The 19,204-nt window shown below is 56.9% G+C and carries 18 protein-coding genes; 12 read left to right on the top strand and 6 right to left on the bottom strand.

Features of this window, described 5'->3' with window-relative positions; genetic code table 11:
- Nucleotides 1-37: 37 nt before the first annotated feature.
- Together EYB53_RS13240 and rny are read right to left on the bottom strand one after the other, a co-directional pair.
- Nucleotides 38-376 carry a stage V sporulation protein S gene (locus tag EYB53_RS13240; RefSeq protein ID WP_167857391.1) on the bottom strand — a complete coding sequence of 113 codons (339 nt, stop codon included), beginning with the start codon at nt 374-376 and terminating at the stop codon, nt 38-40.
- Between the two features lie 134 nt (nt 377-510).
- Complete coding sequence (rny, locus tag EYB53_RS13235) at nt 511-2,043, bottom strand: ribonuclease Y (RefSeq protein WP_135478650.1); 1,533 nt, start codon at nt 2,041-2,043, stop codon at nt 511-513.
- 341 nt (nt 2,044-2,384) lie between these two features.
- Between rny and EYB53_RS13230 the strand changes: the two genes are divergently transcribed.
- On the top strand, nt 2,385-3,212 hold the full coding sequence (locus EYB53_RS13230; RefSeq protein ID WP_135478649.1) for a hypothetical protein: 828 nt from the start codon (nt 2,385-2,387) through the stop codon (nt 3,210-3,212).
- A gap of 17 nt (nt 3,213-3,229) precedes the next feature.
- A complete protein-coding gene (rimI, locus tag EYB53_RS13225; protein ID WP_135478648.1) occupies nt 3,230-3,880 on the top strand; it encodes a ribosomal protein S18-alanine N-acetyltransferase in 651 nt (216 codons plus the stop codon).
- Between the two features lie 203 nt (nt 3,881-4,083).
- On the opposite strand, the gene EYB53_RS13220 is transcribed toward rimI, so the two are convergent.
- Nucleotides 4,084-5,139, bottom strand: a complete 1,056-nt coding sequence (locus EYB53_RS13220) for an SPL family radical SAM protein (protein ID WP_135478647.1) — start codon at nt 5,137-5,139, stop codon at nt 4,084-4,086.
- 23 nt (nt 5,140-5,162) lie between these two features.
- Nucleotides 5,163-5,939, bottom strand: coding sequence for an inositol monophosphatase family protein (locus tag EYB53_RS13215; protein WP_135478646.1), 777 nt, complete (start codon nt 5,937-5,939; stop codon nt 5,163-5,165).
- Between the two features lie 73 nt (nt 5,940-6,012).
- Between EYB53_RS13215 and EYB53_RS13210 the strand changes: the two genes are divergently transcribed.
- The 7 genes from EYB53_RS13210 (at nt 6,013) to EYB53_RS13180 (ending at nt 14,300) form a co-directional block, all read left to right on the top strand.
- Nucleotides 6,013-6,936, top strand: coding sequence for a glycosyltransferase family 2 protein (locus EYB53_RS13210; protein WP_135478645.1), 924 nt, complete (start codon nt 6,013-6,015; stop codon nt 6,934-6,936).
- A 388-nt stretch (nt 6,937-7,324) separates the two neighbouring features.
- Nucleotides 7,325-9,400, top strand: a complete 2,076-nt coding sequence (locus tag EYB53_RS13205; RefSeq protein WP_135478644.1) for an NYN domain-containing protein — start codon at nt 7,325-7,327, stop codon at nt 9,398-9,400.
- 98 nt (nt 9,401-9,498) lie between these two features.
- A complete protein-coding gene (locus EYB53_RS13200) occupies nt 9,499-10,137 on the top strand; it encodes a phosphoribosylanthranilate isomerase (RefSeq protein ID WP_135478643.1) in 639 nt (212 codons plus the stop codon).
- Nucleotides 10,138-10,144: 7 nt separating this feature from the next.
- Nucleotides 10,145-11,575 carry a metallophosphoesterase gene (locus tag EYB53_RS13195; protein WP_254151060.1) on the top strand — a complete coding sequence of 477 codons (1,431 nt, stop codon included), beginning with the start codon at nt 10,145-10,147 and terminating at the stop codon, nt 11,573-11,575.
- Nucleotides 11,576-11,731: 156 nt separating this feature from the next.
- Complete coding sequence (locus EYB53_RS25320) at nt 11,732-12,073, top strand: Trm112 family protein (protein ID WP_097654546.1); 342 nt, start codon at nt 11,732-11,734, stop codon at nt 12,071-12,073.
- 107 nt (nt 12,074-12,180) lie between these two features.
- The gene (gene trpB / locus EYB53_RS13185; protein WP_135478642.1) at nt 12,181-13,380 is read left to right on the top strand and encodes a tryptophan synthase subunit beta; all 1,200 of its coding nucleotides are present in this window, start codon (nt 12,181-12,183) and stop codon (nt 13,378-13,380) included.
- A complete protein-coding gene (locus EYB53_RS13180) occupies nt 13,380-14,300 on the top strand; it encodes a diacylglycerol/lipid kinase family protein (protein WP_135478641.1) in 921 nt (306 codons plus the stop codon). Before trpB ends, EYB53_RS13180 begins: the two co-directional genes overlap by 1 nt.
- A 93-nt stretch (nt 14,301-14,393) precedes the next feature.
- Here EYB53_RS13180 and EYB53_RS13175 read toward each other — a convergent pair whose 3' ends face one another.
- On the bottom strand, nt 14,394-15,041 hold the full coding sequence (locus tag EYB53_RS13175) for a CAP domain-containing protein (RefSeq protein ID WP_135478640.1): 648 nt from the start codon (nt 15,039-15,041) through the stop codon (nt 14,394-14,396).
- A 170-nt stretch (nt 15,042-15,211) separates the two neighbouring features.
- Here EYB53_RS13175 and EYB53_RS13170 point away from each other — a divergent pair, with 170 nt between their 5' ends.
- Complete coding sequence (locus EYB53_RS13170; RefSeq protein ID WP_135478639.1) at nt 15,212-15,886, top strand: histidine phosphatase family protein; 675 nt, start codon at nt 15,212-15,214, stop codon at nt 15,884-15,886.
- Nucleotides 15,887-16,022: 136 nt separating this feature from the next.
- On the top strand, nt 16,023-16,811 hold the full coding sequence (locus EYB53_RS13165; protein WP_135478638.1) for an RDD family protein: 789 nt from the start codon (nt 16,023-16,025) through the stop codon (nt 16,809-16,811).
- 78 nt (nt 16,812-16,889) lie between these two features.
- On the opposite strand, the gene EYB53_RS13160 is transcribed toward EYB53_RS13165, so the two are convergent.
- Entirely contained in the window at nt 16,890-17,645 is a 756-nt protein-coding gene (locus tag EYB53_RS13160) for a YceI family protein (protein ID WP_167857389.1), read from the bottom strand.
- 679 nt (nt 17,646-18,324) lie between these two features.
- On the opposite strand from EYB53_RS13160, the gene EYB53_RS13155 reads away from it, so the two are divergent.
- The gene (locus EYB53_RS13155; RefSeq protein ID WP_135478636.1) at nt 18,325-19,149 is read left to right on the top strand and encodes a sortase; all 825 of its coding nucleotides are present in this window, start codon (nt 18,325-18,327) and stop codon (nt 19,147-19,149) included.
- Nucleotides 19,150-19,204: the final 55 nt, after the last annotated feature.

The raw sequence follows: 19,204 nt of genomic DNA, 5'->3' as shown, positions 1-19,204 counted from the left end.
GTGCAAAACAAGCCCCTACCCCTAGCCGCACAGAAGGCTAACGACGCTCAATAAGCAAACGAATGGCAGTACGTTCTTCATCGTCAATCGCAACGTCAATAAATGAGGGGATACAGATTATATCAATGCCCTCTTCACTCAAATAGCTGCGTGCAATTGCCACGGCCTTGATCGCTTGATTCGTAGCCCCGGCTCCAATCGACTGAACTTCAGCCATGCCGCTCTCGCGGATCACACCGGCAATTGCCCCAGCGACGGCACTTGGGCGTGAACGAGTAGACACCTTTAAGACTTCGGCGGAGCGCTGTACCTCACCCGTAGATGGTGAACTGGCCCCAACAGCGCGCGCAATGGGTAATGACTGAGCATTAGTCATTCTGTCCTCCTGAGGGTCGGTTGTTAATGATTCGATCGGTAGGTCATCAGACGGCATCCCAAGGCTCATAGTGCCCAGTCCTCCTTCTGGTTACGATGCTGTCTACGAACATGCGGTACACAAATTGTACCATGCTACCGTGCATAATCAACTGCACGAGTCTCGCGAATAATCGTCACCTTGATCTGGCCCGGATACTGCAGACTCTCTTCGATCTTTTTGGCGACATCCCGGGCCAGGTGGATGCTGGCAAGATCATCAATCTGGTCGGGCTGAACAAGAACGCGAACTTCACGCCCAGCCTGCACGGCAAAGGCCCGTTGCACCCCCGGAAACGATGTTGCCACTGTTTCCAAGGCTTCCAGGCGCTTGATATAGAGATCAAGCGTTTCACGGCGTGCCCCGGGTCGCCCGCCCGAGATCGCATCAGCGGCAATGACCAGAAAGGCCTCGATGGTCGTTGGCTCTTCATCGTAATGATGAGCCGCGATGGCGTGGATAATGCTGGGTGAACGACCCAGCCGACGTGCAATATCTGCCCCGATGAGCGCGTGCGGTCCCTGGACTTCGTGGTCGACCGCTTTGCCAATATCATGCAACAGGGCCGCAGTCTTGGCGACCGTAATATTTGCCCCCAGCTCAGCAGCCATATGCGCTGCCAGCAGTGAGCACTCAAGCGAATGTTGGAGGACATTTTGTCCATAGCTTGTGCGATATTTCAGTCGCCCGAGCAACTTGATTAGATCGGGATGCAAGCCCTGTACATTCGCTTCATACGCAACTCGTTCACCCTCCTCACGCATAACATGTTCAATCTCAACCTGGGTCTTCTGCACGACCTCTTCGATGCGTGACGGATGGATGCGTCCATCTTTCAACAAGCGGGTCAAGGCAACCCGGGCAACTTCACGCCGTACCGGATCATGGCACGACAGCGTCACGGCCTCGGGGGTATCATCGACAATAATATCAACACCAGTGAACTGCTCAAAGGCGCGAATATTGCGGCCTTCACGACCAATAATGCGCCCTTTCAACTCTTCGCCCGGCAAGTTCACTGTAGAAACCGTTATTTCTGCCACATAGTCACTTGCACAGCGCTGCACAGCCAGTCCGATGACTTTCCGTGCCGTCTTTTCGGCTTCTTCTTTGGCCTGTTGCTCTATTTCACGAATGAGCCGCGCTGCATCATCACGGGTAACTTGCTCAACCTGCGCCAGAATGATCTCGCGCGCCCCGTCACGCGTCAGTTGCGAGATCCGCTCAAGCTCTTGCACTTGCTCGTGCTTGAGACGCTCTGCCTCCTGGTGCAATTGCTCGGTCTGTCGTTCACGTACCTGAAGTTGTCGCTCACGACGTTCAAAGCTTTCCAGTTTTCGGTCGAGGTTTTCCTCCTTGCGCTGAATGCGCTCTTCCTGTTTTTGCAGGCTTTGCCGAGACTCGCGCAGTTCTGCTTCCGCGTCATTGCGCACCCGCAGCGCTTCGTCTTTGGCCTGAAGTAAAAGTTCTTTCTGCTGGGAACGCGCCTCTTCGAGGAGGAGGCGAGACTCAGCCGCTTTGCGCTGAACCAGGGCGTTGGCTCCATAATTCGTCCACGCAATCCCTATGCCCAGACCAGCGGCTATACCCCCTACCAGGGCCAGCGCAGCCCAGTATAGCTCGATCACAATAGCCTCCTATGCGGTTGTTAATGTGCACGATACGAGGCAACCCACGATGAAGCCACGCTGTGCGAAAATTGAAGGTTATGGATTTACGCTGCCATAAGTATGCTCATAATACTGATCTAGACTCCTGATGTCAAGAATTTCCTTGCGATCTGAAGGGAAATTCCCCTAATTGGCCCCCGGTTGCCCCGCTGTGCCGCTTCTGCTATAATTCAGGTGAGGCTGAGGCGCTGCTGCCAGCAGTTGTTTTGGCGTTGATTCATTGCACGATGCTGTGCCACATGACACCCATGCGCCCGATTTGTCGGGAATCTACCTGACAAGCTGAGGAGGCTGTTTCGATGCTTTTGCGACCATGGCGAGCCCTGTCGCTCGCTTCTCTTTGTTTGCTGCTCTTGCTGATGCTGGCAACGTGTACCTCTACGAGTCCCCTTGCCGGTTCAGCACTCTATGTCCAGCAGATCACCAGTAGTCCCCAAGAGTTCAGTGGGCAGGACATTACCGTTGATGGGGCCTACCTCTGGCGCCCCGGCGATCCGACCATTTCGGTGCTGGCCCTCGGGGTCAGTACCCTTGACAATGGCCTCGATGCCGAGCCACTCGGTGAGGCGATCTGGGTTGAGGGCTTCCCTCCCGAGGTAACCGAGCACCTCCATCGCCCCGGTGATTCGGTCTATGGCTTTGTGCGCGTGCGCGGTCGCTTTGACTCGGGCGGTAGCTTTGGCCCCAATGGGCAGTTTCAACATCAACTGACCATCACGTCGGCGGAACCCATCGAACGCATTCGTCGCGTTGAACATCGGATTGAGGATCAACCCCTCGGTGAGGGTAAGGTCAGTTTCTTTGAACTTCAGCGCAATCCTGAACAGTACCACGAGCAGACGATTACAACCCGTGGGTATTATTTCTGGAATTCTGTCATCTATGTGCTGGCTGAGGGTGTGAGTACCGAGGAAGATGGGGCCGGGCCGCAACCGCTTGGCACCCCAATCTGGATGGAGGGCTTTCCGCCTGATCAGTCGGCCAATCTGAATGTTGGGCCCAATAATAGCTTTGTCTGGGGCTTCGTTGAGGTGACTGGTCGCTTCCAGACCGGTGGTGGCTTTGGGCGTGATGGGGCCTACCAGAGTGTCTTTTTTGTTGAGTCAGCCGTGGCTTTGCCACAATAGGAATCTGTGCCGGCCAGATGTACTATTTTATTGAGCCAATGGTCGAGGATGACGTGCCCTACGTTCAGGCCATTGAACAGCAAAGTTTTACGACATCCTGGTCGGCCAATACGTATCGCCGCGAAGTCCGGAATACCCAGAGTTGCCGCTATGTCGTTGCCAAGGCGAGCGGCTCTCCCCCTACGTCGCTCAGCAAGAATGGCGGAGTGCCCAATGCGCAGCGCACAGGTATCTTCAGTCAGCTTGTCAGTACGCTTTTGCTGGGTATGCCCGCTCAGTTGACCCCTCAGGCAACCAACCCTATCGTTGGCTACGGGGGACTCTGGGTGACCCTCGACGAAGCCCATGTGACAACGATCGCAGTCGATCCGATCCATCGTGGTCGCGGCATCGGTGAACTGATGCTCAATACCCTGATTGACCACGCCTATGAGTTGTCGGCACAGATGCTTACCCTTGAAGTACGGGTAAGTAATCATACCGCCCAACAACTCTACCTCAAGTATGGCTTTCAGGTCGTTGGAAGTCGTCGCCGTTACTACACCGATAATGGTGAAGATGCGCTGATTATGTCCACCGATTCAATTCATACACCCGACTACAAAAATCAATTGCGCGACCACCGCCGCCACCTCTTTGCCCGCCTCCAGGCCCAGAGCAAACCGTAGGAGGGGCGCAACGGGCACGGCCCGACCGGCAGACCGGCAATCGTATGGCCGAAGCACCCGCCCCTCTCGCCCTCCGGAACACCTCACGCCCCCCGTGCGGGTGCTTCGGCCTGGCGGCGCGAACCCACCGCCTCGTAAGGCCGAAGCACCCGCCCCTCTCGCCCTCCGGAACACCTCACGCCCCCCGTGCGGGTGCTTCGGCTCTACTGGGAGGTGATGAGTTTGCGCACCTCGTTCGCAAGTGGGCTGCGCCGTAGGTCATCCGCAACGATCTGTTTGGCGTAGACCTGGTCGGCAAGCTGCCGGTGTAGCTCGGCCATCTGGTCACGTCCAGCCACCCGATCACGAAAAGCCGCATGCTTCAAGAGCAAGGCGGCCTCGTTGTGCGGGGCTAGTTTGCCTGCAAAGATATGCTGCGGTACCCGCGTCTCCAGCCCGAGCCCGTTGCAGCGATCCATGACAACGGTGTCACGATCATGACGATAGCGTGAGTTGACAATAGCCTGATCGCCGTAGATATCGCGGTAGTAACTCACCGGGTATGAACCGAGCCGGGCCAGGATCTCGTTGATGCGGACCCGGTGGCGTTCATTGGCAAGGTGCAGATAGTCCCAGATCACAAAGTCAACCCCGGCATCAGCCGCTCCCCGTAAAACGCTACGGATGTTGCTGTTGGTATCGTTGACATAAGGCATGATCGGAACAAACGCCACCCCCACCGGGATGCCGGCACGCTTGAGTTCGGCCAGCATGTCGAGGCGCACCGCCGGCGCGGGGGCTTTGCCTTCGAGCCGTGACGCCATGTGCGGATCGACCGTCAGCAGGGTCGTCACAACGAGCGCAAGGCTCTGCTCGTTGATCCGCTGCAACAGCGCGATATCTTCGAGGATCAACGGACTCTTGGTCATCACCAGGGTCGGGCGTTGCTGATCAGCCAGGATCTGCAACGTCTGACGAGTCAAACGATAGGTCTGCTCGGCAGGTTGGTACGGGTCGCTCAAGGCGGTGATTGCAATCAGATCGCCCTGGTCAACGCCAGCCAATTCGGCGGTCAGGTGTTCAGCAAGATCAACCGGCACCCGGATGGTTTCGTTCAAAGGTCGTTCACTGTAGACCCAGCTATCACAATACGGACAGCCGAATTCGCATCCGTTATAAATACTGAGGGTATAGCTCGAAAGAAAAAACTCATTGATGGTTGGACGCCGAACACTCAGCGCGGGCATGCCTTTGAGCGGTTCCCGAACATAGTAGGCCATACAAACCTCAGCTAGAAGAGGACTCAGCCTGCGGCACGTGCGGCAGCCAATTCCTGGATCAGTTCGGCGTGGATTTTGCCGTTCGAGGCCACCATTCGTTCCTCATCGGGATGCCACGGTTGACCCTGCCAATCTGTGATCATGCCGCCGGCTTCTTCAATCATCAAAGCCCCTGCGGCAACATCCCACGGACTCAAGCCTAGTTCCCAGTGAGCATCGGTGCGCCCTGCGGCAACATAACAGAGATCCAGGGCCGCTGAACCTGGGCGGCGAATCTCTTGCGCTTTGAGCAACATATGGTTGTGTTCGCGCAGGTTATTGTCGGGTTGGGTGAACCGGTCGTAGGGAAAGCCGGTGGTCAAGAGGGCATCATAGAGCGCATCGACCTGCGAGACACGCAAAAGCCGCCCGTTGCAATAGGCACCCTTGCTGCGTTCGGCCGCAAAGAGTTCATCGCGGCACGGGTCATAGACAACCCCAATCTGCAAACGCCCCTGATACAGAACAGCCAGTGAGACACTGAACGTTGGATTGCCATGCAAATAGTTCATGGTGCCGTCGAGCGGATCGATCAGCCAGACATAGTCGCTCTGCCCTTCGTGCCCACTGCCCTCTTCGGCAATCACGGTATGGTCAGGAAAACGTTGCTTGAGCGCCCCAACAATCAAGGCTTCGCTGGCCTGGTCAATATCAGTGACTAGGTTGGCCCGTCCTTTGGCTTCAATACGACGTTCCGAGCTCAATCCGGCGCGCAAGAGTGCCCCGGCACGCAGGGCGAGATCAATGACAAAATGCAGCATAGGTATTCCTCCAAGAGGTTATTATACCCTCAATTTGCACTCGCAGAGATTCCGCGCTACAATCGCGCCTGCTATGCACGTCTGTTCCGTCATCATTATCAGCTTCAATACAGTCACGTTGTTGCGCACGTGTCTGGCCTCGTTGCGTGCATGCCAACTGTCGCTCGAAGTGATTGTCGTTGACAATGACTCGCACGATGGCAGCCCGGCTATGGTACGCGCCGAATTTCCCGAGGTGCGGCTGCTGGCCCTCGACCGCAACCTGGGCTTTGCAAGCGCAACCAATCGTGGCCTTGCCGCCGTGACGGGTACGCCACCCTTCTGCCTCTTGCTCAACCCCGATACGGTTGTGCATCCCGGGGCCATCGAGACGCTCGTGGCTTTCCTGCAGGCCCATCCTCGCGTTGGCCTGGTTGGGCCACGCCTCTTAAATCCCGATGGCACGCTCCAACCGGCAGCGTTTCGTTTCCCCACACTGCTGATGACCTTGCTCGATCTCTTCCCTCCCGGCGAGGTCTTGCCAGGCCGACTCTATGGGTCATGGTGGCATGGCCGCTATCCTCACGAAACGGGGACGACACCCTTCGCCATTGAACATCCGCTCGGGGCGTGCATGCTCGTGCGCCGCGAAGTAGTTGCCACGGTGGGGGCACTTGATCAACGCTATTTTATGTATAGCGAAGAGATCGAATGGTGCTGGCGGATCAAAGCAGCGGGTTGGGCGATCTGGCAAGTTCCCGCTGCCACCGTTACCCATATCGGTGGTGCGGCGACCAGCCAGGTACGCCCACGGATGTTTGTCGCACTCTGGCAGAGTCGCCTCCAATTCACCGCACAGCACCGTTCGCCGCCATATTTGCATGCCCAGCGAAGCCTCATACGCCTCGGCATGATCCGCCTAACCCTCCTCGCCTGGTTGGCCTATGCTCGTGGCATGCTCTCATACGAGAACCTACGAAGCAATTTGTGGGCCTATGGCACCGTTTTTCGCCTCTAAAAGCCCGAATCACACCTTGCAGAGAAGGTATTCCAATGCTATAGTAACAAGCGCAGAGAGTAGTCTTGACCAGGCAATGGCAAGCAGCTACTCGTGCATGGATGTAGTTGAAGAATAGTATGATGAGGTCGCTCACGAGAATTTTCCCGGTGCTGTGCCCCTGGCCTGGTTTGGTTGTATAGTGATATGCCTGTGCGAAGACTGGCAGTCGAAGACTGTCCCTGACTACGATAGTCGTCGCCTGGCACGCTCCCTCAATCACATGCACATCATGGTGGTAGCCGACTCCCGCTCTACCAGATAACCAGAAACGTTGCCTCGTGCTGGCCCCGAAGTATCTCTCTCCGCACCTCACCTCACCCACACAACAGGAGTAAGTTAGTAACCAATGTATGAGCAGAGGCGACCTGATGTCGCGGTCTTTATCGACTTCGAAAACGTCTATGTCAGTGTCCGTGATAAGCTGAATGCCAATCCTAATTTCGAAGCGATAATGGATCGTTGTAGCGACCTCGGACGTGTGGTTATTTCACGGGCATACGCCGATTGGTATCGCTATCCACGGGTCACTAGTGCGCTCTATGCCAATGCGATAGAGCCTATCTATGTGGCTACCTACTATTACGATAAGGATATGGGCCGCACAGGGCGGGCAATTAAAAATAGCGTTGATATGAATCTTTGTATCGATGCTATGAAGACCCTGTTTGTTAATACGAATATCAGTAAGTTTGTCCTTGTAACGGGGGATCGTGATTTTATCCCTCTGGTCAATAGTATTCGCCAGCAAGGCAAAGAGGTCTATATCATTGGCATTGGCGGTGCGGCCAGCACGCACCTCGCGCAGAGTGCCGATGAGTTTGTCTTTTATGAGCAACTGGTAGGCCGTCAGACCGGTGGTTCAGTGATGGCAACGGCGATTGCCAATCGGGCGACTGAGATCAACCGTGGTCTTGATGCCGCCACCTTCGAGCCTGCGCCCCGTGAGCGAAGCCGTGAACCGGTGGTTCCCGAACCAGTGGCAGTGGCAACCCCGGTACCGCCATCACCAGTACCGGTTGTAGCTGAGGTTGATATCTATGCCGTACTGGTTGAAGCAATCCATCTCGTCCGCAAGCGTGGCTATGTCTCGACCCTTGGCTCGATCAAACTGGTGATGAAAGAGTTGATGGGCGGTGATTTCAAAGAGAGCCGCTATCGCGACCTGAATAATCGCCCGTTTGCCAAGTTTAAGGACTTTGTCGTTGATGCGGAAAAGCGTGGCAAGGTGCAGATCTTTACGAGTGGGACGGTCAATGAAGTCTTTCTGCCCGGCGAAGACCCCTACAAACTCTCGCAGTTTGCCGCTGCGCTGACCGATGAATTACCGCTTGAGCCGGTCATTGATCCTTCAGTAAGCTTGAATGGTCGCAGCGAACCACTTCTGATCGAGCCACCTGCGCCCGAGCCACCAGCATCAAGTAGCCGCCGCCGTCGTCGCCGTTCCCGCCGTCCGCAGAATGCGGCCCATCCCTCAACCGAGGGTGTCAATCCACTGCTGGCCGCTGAGAGTGCGCTCAATTTTGATGATCCTGACGATGCAACCTCTGTCGGTGATGATGAACTGCTCGCGCTCGATCACCTGGAAGAGTCGGCTGAAGTCGTTGCTTTCTTTGAAGAGCACGCCCCCGATGAGTTGATGGCTGCTGATCTGCGCGAACTTCACTCCGCTGAACCACTCCTGGCCGCTGAGTCACCAGATCTTCTGGCGCTCGACAGCGATGGTTCTGATGATGCAGCCTGGGAAGCAGCAGCCAGTGCGCTTGCCGCCCAACTGCTCGCCCCCGCTGAGGTTGACTGGGAGGCGATGGCGTCTGAACCAGAGGTTCCTCACGAAGAGGCCTGGGAAGCTGTGGCCCACGCGGTTGCCGCTGAGGATCAGGCCCGCCAGTCAACTGATCTTGAGGAGGTTCACCCGAGCGAGGCCGCGCCCGTGTCTGAACTCACCGAGGGGCACGCTGAGGATGCACACGATGCGGAGGCGGTCGCCGAGACCCACCCCGAGGCGGTCGCCGAGACCCACCCCGAGGCGGTCGCCGAGACCCACCCCGAGGCGGTCGCCGAGACCCACGCCGAAGCAGCACCCGAGGGTGGAGAGCCTGCATCCACGGAGGTTGTTCAGACCGTTGACGAGACGGAAGAAGCCCCTGCGGGTGAACAAGAAGTGGTTGAGCCAATCTTGTTTACCGATGAAGAGTGGGACGTATTTCGGCACATGATGGCGAGTTTTGCCAAGCCGACCTCATTCCAGCAGATCTTCGATACACTACGTGGCTGGCGCAAAGAACACAACCTTGCACGCACCAATGAGCAACTCCGAACCATGGTCAAACAAGCCATCAACAATGGCATCCTTGAGCGGAGCGGCCGTGGCAAACGCATCTACTACGTGCTCAAAGAGGAAACCCCTCTCGACGCAGAGTAGAGATGACACGTACGATGGTACGGGAAGGTGCCCCCAAAGCTCGTCAGTGCTCTGGGGGCACTTTCGCAGAAGGTGGGAGACTTGCGGGAACGTTGCCTATGCTGATCAAAATTTGTGGCTTACGTACGCAAGAACACATGCGTGTAGCCGCGCTGGCAGGTGCTGATATGCTCGGGCTTGTGTTTGCGCCGAGTCGCCGCCAGGTAAGCCTTACCGAGGCGACCCAACTTGTGGCTGCATTTCGCGCAGGCCCGCCCCCTTACCCACGCCTGGTCGGCCTCTTTGTCAATCGTGAACCTGCCTTCATTCAAGAGGTTGCCGATCACCTGGATCTAGATCTGGTGCAACTCAGTGGTACCGAGCCAGCCAGTGATGCCACAACCATCAAGTGCCCGATTCTCAAAACGGTGCGCCTTGACGGTTCAACTGACGAAGTAGCCTGGCTGGAACTGGCCGAGCGTGAAGCGGACAGAGGCAGAGTAACCCTGCTGATTGATGCCCATGTTCCCGGTCATTATGGTGGGACTGGTGCCCTGGCCGATTGGGGTCAGGCCCGTGAACTGGCCGCACGAGTACCGGCACTTCTAGCGGGCGGGCTGACACCAGGGAATGTCGCGGCGGCGATTGCCGCAGTGCAACCACATGGGGTCGACGTGAGCAGTGGCGTTGAGACCGATGGTGTAAAAGATAGCGCAAAGATTGAGGCTTTCATTGCAGCAGCACGTGCCTCCCAGTAGCTTCTCATTGCTTCGTCTTCTCCTCCGGCTCAAAGTGCTGGTGCTGGGGGTTACAGTTGTCATCTTGCTCTTCCGCCGTCTGGTGATGCACTTCCGGCGCATTATTCTCCGTCCCACGGGATATACCACCGGTCAATTTGATCCAGCCCTGATCCAGACGCATCAACGCCGGATTGTGCTGAGCGATCTCCATATGGGAGGAGGAGATCTGCTTGATGATTTTCAAACTGATGCAAGTTTTGTCCGTTTTGTTGATCAATATGTCAAAAGTGATGAACCAACGGATCTGATTTTGGCCGGAGACACCTTCGAGTTTTTGCAAATACGCCTGCCCGATCTGCGGGATGACGAGTATAGCGATAGTGCCGCTCGCCAGCGCATGGAGGCTATTCTGGAGGCGCATCGCCCGGCGATTGAGGCCCTGGCACGCTTCATTGCACAGCCGCGCCATTGTCTCACCATTCTCGTAGGGAACCACGACTTCGAGTTGCACTTTCCAAGTGCCAGGCAGTGCCTCCGTGAGGCGCTCGGGGTCAGGGTTGATGATCTACGGTTACGTTTCGGGCTGCACTATCATGGCGGGGGCGTCTATATTGTGCATGGCAACCAGTTTGATCCCTGGAACCGCTTTGTTCACTTTAATGGCGTCAGCGAACCATTTGAGATGATCCGTGGGAGTCAATTAGTCAAAGAAGTCATCAACGATCTGGAAGATGATCCCCTTCCATTTGCCCATTTGATTGACAATATCAAGCCCTCGTCTGCACTCTTCTGGTATCTGCTTGCCCTACCGCGGTTGCGGAACCAGGCGTCCCGACGTTTTTTGGCACGTGGAGTGACCGGGTTTCTCCAGGTTGTCGCCTGGCCGGCATCACATCAGTTATCGCCAGTCAGTGATGAAAGCCTGCCAGAGGCCATGCCAGACCTACCGATCCTGCATCGGCTCTGGGCGGCGGTGGTACGGTTCCGCCGTGGACGGGTAGCGCGTCGCCGCGAAGTGGCGCGCCAGGTGGGCAACGTAGCGGGGGCGGTCAAACCTTCTGATGAAGTACTGTTGCAACTGCAGAGTGAAGCGACGCGGCAGATCGCCCGCGAACAACGCACATTCAGCGATCAGTCAACCCGCGCCATCCTTGAAATTGCCCGTCGCCCCGCGCATCAGCATGACACGCTCTTTGTCTGTGGTCATACGCATCTCGCCCGCATCGTGCCCCTTGGCCTTGGACAATTTTATGTAAATACTGGCAGTTGGACCGAGATTATTCTCGATATTGCGACGATGCGACGTCAAGAGCAGCGCTTTCCCTTTCTCGAAGTAACCTACCCCCAGGGATCGCGTCCGGTGGGTCGCCTGCTTGTGTGGGACGACACCGATCGCATCGCCCATCCGTGGCATGAGGAGGTGACACCGGTACGCGGACGGACGGTACGTCCATAAAGTAGTCCACCCCGTAGGGATTGCCCCTGCAAACTGAGTACCATGCGATACAACGCTAGGGAAAAGTGTACTATAATTGAGGGGAGTATGTTCGTACTACGGTCGTAGTTCGTACTTCAGTACAGGTTTGTGCCGTCTATATATGAGGAGGAATCAATGAAAGGTTGGCTACGTCTCCTTGGTCTTGTCGCATTTGTGGGGCTTGGCATTGTGATCTTCCGAGCCATTCGCCAGTATCGCGAAGATAGCGCGTTTGATGTTCCACAGGCAACTTCTCTGCCTGGTGAAGGGAGTCGGCGGGTCATTAGTCCTGAATTGCTCAGCATTCTTGCCGATCCAGGCGACAAAGGTCCGGTTGAACTGATCACCGACAGCAGTGGCAAAGAATGGCTCGTGAACCGGCGCAACGGCTTCCGCTACCCGGTTGAGGATGGCATTCCCATTATGCTGCTTGAAGAGGGTGAGAAAAATAAGGACGAGAGCCTGATCCAGAAGTAGGCCTTGTCCTCGCTTTGTTGCAACGTAGGGGTACAAGAGGTGGTTGCCAGAGGCAACCACCTCTTGCGCCACCCCCTAACTTTACCTTGAGAGAGAGTTTGACTGCTATGATCCCAGGCTCAGCCGAAAGCATCGGCACAGGGCGTTTTGGCCCTTATGGTGGACGCTATGTGCCCGAGACGTTGATGCCCGCAGTGACAAGCCTTGAGGCAGCCTATCAGGATGCCGCTGCCGACCCGACGTTCTGGGAGGAGCTTGATCACCTGCAACGCACCTATACGGGGCGACCAACGCCGTTGACGTTTGCGGCGCGTCTGACCGAGCAGTGTGGTGGTGCCCGCATCTATGTCAAACGTGAAGATCTGGCACATACGGGTGCCCACAAGATCAATAACGCCCTCGGGCAGGGCCTGCTGGCCCGTCGGATGGGCAAGCGGCGCATTATTGCCGAAACAGGCGCGGGCCAGCACGGGGTCGCGACGGCAACGGTCTGTGCGCTGCTCGGCATCGAGTGCGTGGTCTATATGGGTACCGAGGATATGGCCCGCCAGAGTCCGAATGTCTTTCGGATGCGCTTGCTGGGGGCCGAGGTACGAGGGGTCACGAGTGGTTCACGTACGCTGAAAGATGCGATCAACGAGGCGATGCGCGATTGGGTAACCAATCCTGATAGCTACTACCTGCTCGGGTCGGCCCTGGGGCCACATCCTTACCCAACGATGGTGCGCGATTTCCAAAGTGTCATTGGTCGTGAGGCACGTGCCCAGATGCTGGCAACCGTCGGGCGGTTGCCCGATGTGATCATTGCGTGTGTTGGTGGTGGCTCGAATGCGATTGGCATTTTTGATGCCTTCCGTGATGATGCTGAGGTAGCGTTGCGCGGGGTCGAGGCGGGTGGCCGGGGAACGGTGCTTGGCGATCACGCGGCACGCTTCCTCGCCGCTAGCCCCGGTGTGTTGCAGGGTACCTACTCGTATGTGTTGCAAGACGAGGCCGGCCAGATTGCTCTGACCCATTCCGTCTCGGCGGGCCTTGATTATGCAAGCGTGGGGCCTGAACATGCCTGGTTGCACGATACTGGGCGCGCAACCTATACCTCGGCTGACGATGAAGAGGCGCTCGATGCGTTTGAGACCTGCTCCCGCCTCGAGGGCATTATCCCGGCGCTCGAAAGTGCGCACGCGGTCGCCGAGGCGCTGAAACTTGCGCCGACGATGCACCGCGATCAGATTATCTTGATCAATATGTCGGGACGGGGTGACAAAGATATCTTTACCGTTGCCGATGCGCTAGGAGTCAAGATCTGATGAAGATCTGTGTCATTCTCAATCCAGCCGCCGGACGCGGGGTTGCCGGTCAACGACGAGCCGAGCTTGAGGCTGCCTTGCGCCGGGCCGATCTCGCGTATACCCTGGTCGCGACCCATAGCCGTGGTGGGGCGACTGAGCTTGCCTTCCAGGCGATCGACCGGGGATTTGATTGCCTTGTGGCGGTGGGTGGCGATGGCACGATCAACGAGGTCGTCAATGGCATCATTGGCAGTCGCCAGCGCGACATTGGCGATGCGAAGCTTGGCATTATTCCCCTGGGCACCGGCAGCGATTTTGTCAGGGCTCTGGCTGGATTTAGCGATGGCGACCTCAATAGCTCGGTGCAGCGCATCACAGCGGGGGTGACGCGACCGGTTGATCTTGGTCAGATTGTGGTGGAAGCAGGCAACCAGGAGTTGCACCGGGTCTTTATCAATGGCCTCGGGGCGGGCATTGATGCGCAGGTTGCCGTTGAAGTACCCAAGATTACCTGGGTGAGTGGCATTGGGGCCTATATCGTCGCCTCGATGCGCGCCCTGGCAACCTATCGCCCTGGCGTGATGTCGGTTCGCTACGATGGCAAAGAATTTCGCCGCAAACTCTATTTTGCAACGATTGGCAATGGGCGATTTCAAGGCGGCGGTTTTTTGATGACCCCATCGGGCGTCATCGACGATGGCCTGCTTGACCTGTGCGCCGTGCAAAGCCTGCGGTTTGACCAGGTGATCCGCTATTACCCCAAGCTGATCGAGGGAACCCACGTCAACCTGCGAGTGGTGACCACAGCCCAGGCACGTTCACTGAGCATTGCCTCGCCACGGCCTTTCCCCGTTGCAACTGATGGGGAGGTCGTCGCGACTGATGCCTCAGCTGTGCATATCGAGGTCATGCCTGGTGCGATCCAGTTGCTCGCCTAAGTGGATGGAGGGCTAAAGCCCTAAAAGACTGGTCGTTTTGCTCGCCGAAAATGCCAGCTACGCTGGCATTTTCGGCGAGCAAAACGACCAGTCTTAGCGTGGCGTCGCAAAATCTTGCGTCCAATAATATTTGTAGAGGCTCGGCTCGTTGTGGGTATAGCCAATCCCAATTTCGGTGAGGGCACAGTTAAGCATGTTGGCGCGATGACCATCGCTGCTATACCAAGCCTCGACAACCTGCTGTGGACATGTATGGCCCGCCGCGACATTCTCGGCGGCCCGACTGTAGGTGTAGCCTGTAGCGCGAATGCGATCCCAGGGTGATGACCCATCAGAGCCGGTGTGCGAGACAAAATTGTTGTACGCCATATCGTCGGTATGGCGCTGCGCCGAGGTGCTCAACAGCGGACTGAGCGTTAACGGGGCACATCCGGCCTGCGCACGGTAGGCATTCGTCGCCGCAAGTACCTCGCTCACAAAAAGTTGCTGTTCGGGAGGGATAACAATTGGTTCGGGTTCACTACGTGCAACGAAAGGCAGATAGACGATCATCGCACGCGTAGACGTCGCATCGGTTGTCGTCACAACTTCGGCTAAAGGCGCTTGCACGCTTGAGGTGGCATAAAGGCCATGTTCAGGCCCACCTGCCCCTGCTTGCACGACGGGCAAGATGAGCAGGAAGAGCAGGAGGAGACGTACCGCGATCCGCTGATACACTGGCTGGTTACTTCTGGTTTTCATAGAAAATACCCCGGGCGACGTTGAAATAGGATAAAGGGTAGTACGTCCAGTATAGCACCACAATGGTACCAGGAACATACCACCTATGATCGCAACTTGCCGCTGCTCGGCTTCTGTACTATGATAAAACAGAGCGTGCTACCTAGCGAAGAGAAGGAACGACAAACCCAATGAGTACGACCATCTTGCTCATCCGCCATGGTGAGACTGATTGGAACATGACAGGCCGTTGGCAAGGCCACACCGATGTGCCACTCAATGCAATTGGGTTGCAACAGGCTGAGCTGGTTGCCAGTCGTCTGGCACAGGAGGGCCGGCGTTTTGATGCCATCTATAGCAGCGATCTCGCCCGAGCGTACGAGACTGCCAGGGCGATTGGGGCTGCCGTCAAGGTTGCCGTGCAACTGCTGCCGAGCCTCCGCGAGATCGATCTGGGTACCTGGAGTGGGCTCACCTATGAGGAGATCAAGACGAAGTTTCCCGACGAGATAGCACTGCTCGACCAGAACATAGACATCCCCCGTGGTGGTGGTGAGTCACTGGGTGCCCTGCGTACACGGGTGGTCGAGACAGTCACCGCCCTCGGTCATCATCATCAGGGGCAAACCCTGGCCCTTGTGACCCATGGTGGTTGCATCCGTATGCTGCTTGCGCACGCGGATAATTATGCAGGTGACGGCTTCAAGCGCTTTCCCCATATCGGCAACACCTCCATCAGTGTCATCGAAGTTAACGGCAATCACTGGACACTGAGTCTGGTGAATGATATGAGCCATCTGACTGCCACCAACGAAGCCGAGCTCATCTCAGCCCCACCTGACGACGCGGAACAGCCAGCCCTGTGAACTTGACCCGTGGTGGGTGCGGGCTAGCACCCAAAAAACTCATGCATATGCTAGCGAAAACGGCCAACTTCGCAGGCCGTTTTCGCCAGCACACGCGGGCTTCCGGTACCACAGGCCCCCAGGAAAAGGAAGCGCAATGACCTCGGCACTGCAGAGCGAAAAATACGCCGTCGAAACCCCCGAGGTCGTCACGATTGAATATGTGGTGGCCGGGGTTGCCTCACGGTGCCTTGCCGCAAGCGTTGATACAACATTGATCCTGTTGCTTCAGGCTATGCTCAGCCTGGTGATGCTGCCAATTGCGAGCAATAATGGCCTGGGCACCATCATCCTCGCGCTCTGGGCAACTCTCGCGTTTGCGTTGCTCTGGGGTTACTATGTTAGCTTTGAAATGCTCTGGTCAGGGCAAAGCCCCGGCAAGCGGATCTTCGGCTTACGGGTGATGCGTGAAGGTGGACGTCCTCTTGATTTCAGTGCGGCGGTGATCCGCAATCTCGTACGGATTGTTGATTTTTTGCCATTTGGGTATGGCTTGGGCGTCCTGGTCATGTTTGTCGATCATCGCGCCCGCCGTCTCGGCGATCTTGCGGCGGGAACGCTCGTCATCCGCGAAGCTTATCCCTTGTCGCTGGAACAGATCGCCCGTGGCCTCGATCCGGTGGTGGTGCCGCCACGCAACAGTGCCGCGCCGACATCACCTTTGCTGCCCAATCTCCACCAGGTAGGCCCTGACGACTACGCACTCGCGGAAGCCTTCTTGCGACGCCGCGAAACCCTCCACCAGGAAGAACGCCAGTTGCTGGCAACTGAACTCGCCAACGCGCTTCGTACACGGCTCGACCTGCCTTCTGATGGCGATCCCGAACGTTTTGTTGAGCACTTCGTGCGTGAGTACCGAATTTTTTATCTGGTTGGTCAGGAGTAATGTCTTTGCTCGCGTGAAAACAGCCAGCAATGCTGGCTGTTTTCACGCGAGCAACAAGGCTCGTTGCTGGCACGCGGCTCAATCTGCGTTGGCGACAAAACGAAAGCCGATGATGACCTTATCTTCGGCGCGCAGGACACCAACAATGTCAGGGGGATCAAAGCCGAAGTCGGTCATATTGACTTCGCCACTGGCATTGCCGATCAGTTGCGCACCGTCGAGCTGGCTCGTGACGGTAAAGGTGACCGAGTTGGTCACATCACGTACCGTCAAATCGCCGGTAATCATCAGCGTAAGCTCTTCGCCATCAGTGTATTGCTCAGGCAAGCCCTCGATCAGCGTAGGCACAAAGGTAGCGAGGGGAAAGCGGGCCGACTCGAGCCAGCGATCACGGATTGCATTGTCACGACGAGGGCTATCCGAGGCAAACGCACTGATATCAATTTCAATCGGCCCCACCATGCTATTTTGCGGGTTAGCACGATCAAGCTCTATTTCGCCGTTGATCTGCTGCGTTCGGCCTACCGCAAGGGCATACCGATTGTCCTGATTCAGAAAGACCTCGCCAACCTCGTACGTCACCTCGGATGAAGCAGGATCAATGCGAAAGAGTTGAACTTCAGTCGCTTCGCTGGTCGTTGGCGCTTCGGTAGGCGTTGTTTGAGCTGGCTGAGCCGTTGGTTCAACTGGGGTTGTTGCCGCCGGGGCAGCGGCAGGGGCCGTCGTGGCAACGGCAGCCGGGGCCTCGGTTGCGACAGGAGCCGCAGCTGGTGCGCTGCCACATGCTGCGAGCAACCCCGCCAGCAAGACAACCACGATCATCTGTAGACGCATCAAATCCTCCTGATATCGGTAGCATACGTTGTCACGCTCAATTTTAACGTACACCGCTTCACAAGTCGCGTCAAATGAGCATTTGCTGAGAACATGGCGCAGGCCTCCAAGATCAACAACATACATCCAGTCGTACCGCCCTCACGTACCTACTACGATAACAAAACTTGTCCTATGTTCCGACGGCGGCGAAGCATTGCTGCCGTCGGAACGCATGAGACCTTAACCGGACTGAGCCCTGTCAGGGTTACAGACTCGTGAGTAGTCTGTAACAAAAGTTTCCCGGTAGCGCCGCCGACCACGAAGAACCCTCACGAATAAACGAATATGGGCTGCCCCATGCGCTCTTCGTTTATTCGTGGCCCCATTCGTGGTCGGCGAACGACACAGGACGATTGCATCTTCCGTGCATGCACCCCACCAGGGCACCCGCAAGGGGTGCCCCTACAGGGCCGGGGGCCGGATCCTGTGTAGGGGCACCCCTTGCGGGAGCCTCGTTGTTGCCGGATGCCGCCGTTTGCGCCGCTGGTTGCATGCACATGCTGCCAAAGAGAGCATATTTCTTATCCGGTTTCGTATGATGCAATCGCCCTGGCGAACGACACCAGAACACGTACGTTACAGACTCCTGAGTGCTATAATAAAAGTAAAGCCTATGTTGATACATTCAAAAACACGTATGCCACATGCGCAGACCCATCGACGCGAACCGACGACCCGCACCGCCCGAATCTACTGGACGCTCGGCAATCTCTTGCTGGTGAGCGGCCTCTATCTGCTGGTCTATGTGGGTGGTCTCTACCTCTATGTCGAGCACCTGCGCCTTGCAGCACGCGGTGATAATGATATCGAGATGCCTGCGCTGGTGATCAATGCGCCGAGCATGGCAGTGCCTGATCTCAGTAGCCTCGATCAAGCCCGTTCGACCAGTGTACCTGCGGGCAGTGGGTTACCGCTGATTGAGCCGCCCGATCCAGGTGTGCTCGCGTCACCGCTTCCCGCACCATTGTCGGCGGATCATGTTTCGCACGTCGAGCGTCTGGTTATCCCGAGCATTCAGGTTGACGCGAAGGTGATTGAGGTGGGCTGGGATGTGATCGAGCAGGGCGAGCAACGCATCGCCGTCTGGCAGGTAGCCGAATTTGCGGTCGGGCACCACAAAGGCTCGGCGAATCCTGGTGAAGAGAATAATATCGTGCTAGCCGGGCATGTCGGGGGCTATGGCAAAGTCTTTCTCGATCTTTATTATGTACAACCTGGCGATCCAGTGATTGTGTATAGTGAAGGTCGCGAGCACCTCTATATTGTCACCGAGCGGCTAGTCGTTGATGAAGAGGGCGTTCCGGCTGAGCAGCGGCTGGCGAATGCGCAACTGATCGGCCCAACCGACCGCGAAATGTTGACGATGGTCACCTGCTGGCCTGCGACTGGCCCCAACCGCTTTAACCAGCGGGTCATTGTGCGGGCCGAACCGCCAGGTAGCGCGTATGGTGGGCAGCCCTGACGCCGAGTTGGGGCACGGCGGCGCCGTGCCCCCACCGGCGCCGAGTTGGGGCACG

Source organism: Candidatus Chloroploca mongolica (genome assembly GCF_004762035.2).
GTDB lineage: Bacteria > Chloroflexota > Chloroflexia > Chloroflexales > Chloroflexaceae > Chloroploca > Chloroploca mongolica.
This window is presented reverse-complemented; position numbering and strand designations above follow the sequence as displayed.

Bases quoted from the DNA above. Each gene is read 5' to 3' on its own strand.
- rimI (WP_135478648.1), top strand. From the start codon at position 3,230: ATGTACTATTTTATTGAGCCAATGGTCGAGGATGACGTGCCCTACGTT.
- EYB53_RS13155 (WP_135478636.1), top strand. From the start codon at position 18,325: ATGCCACATGCGCAGACCCATCGACGCGAACCGACGACCCGCACCGCC.
- EYB53_RS13200 (WP_135478643.1), top strand. From the start codon at position 9,499: ATGCTGATCAAAATTTGTGGCTTACGTACGCAAGAACACATGCGTGTA.
- EYB53_RS13230 (WP_135478649.1), top strand. From the start codon at position 2,385: ATGCTTTTGCGACCATGGCGAGCCCTGTCGCTCGCTTCTCTTTGTTTG.
- EYB53_RS13205 (WP_135478644.1), top strand. From the start codon at position 7,325: ATGTATGAGCAGAGGCGACCTGATGTCGCGGTCTTTATCGACTTCGAA.
- EYB53_RS13210 (WP_135478645.1), top strand. From the start codon at position 6,013: ATGCACGTCTGTTCCGTCATCATTATCAGCTTCAATACAGTCACGTTG.
- EYB53_RS13220 (WP_135478647.1), bottom strand. From the start codon at position 5,139: ATGGCCTACTATGTTCGGGAACCGCTCAAAGGCATGCCCGCGCTGAGT.
- EYB53_RS25320 (WP_097654546.1), top strand. From the start codon at position 11,732: ATGAAAGGTTGGCTACGTCTCCTTGGTCTTGTCGCATTTGTGGGGCTT.
- EYB53_RS13180 (WP_135478641.1), top strand. From the start codon at position 13,380: ATGAAGATCTGTGTCATTCTCAATCCAGCCGCCGGACGCGGGGTTGCC.
- trpB (WP_135478642.1), top strand. From the start codon at position 12,181: ATGATCCCAGGCTCAGCCGAAAGCATCGGCACAGGGCGTTTTGGCCCT.
- EYB53_RS13170 (WP_135478639.1), top strand. From the start codon at position 15,212: ATGAGTACGACCATCTTGCTCATCCGCCATGGTGAGACTGATTGGAAC.
- EYB53_RS13175 (WP_135478640.1), bottom strand. From the start codon at position 15,041: ATGAAAACCAGAAGTAACCAGCCAGTGTATCAGCGGATCGCGGTACGT.
- EYB53_RS13160 (WP_167857389.1), bottom strand. From the start codon at position 17,645: ATGCGTCTACAGATGATCGTGGTTGTCTTGCTGGCGGGGTTGCTCGCA.
- EYB53_RS13215 (WP_135478646.1), bottom strand. From the start codon at position 5,939: ATGCTGCATTTTGTCATTGATCTCGCCCTGCGTGCCGGGGCACTCTTG.
- EYB53_RS13240 (WP_167857391.1), bottom strand. From the start codon at position 376: ATGACTAATGCTCAGTCATTACCCATTGCGCGCGCTGTTGGGGCCAGT.
- EYB53_RS13165 (WP_135478638.1), top strand. From the start codon at position 16,023: ATGACCTCGGCACTGCAGAGCGAAAAATACGCCGTCGAAACCCCCGAG.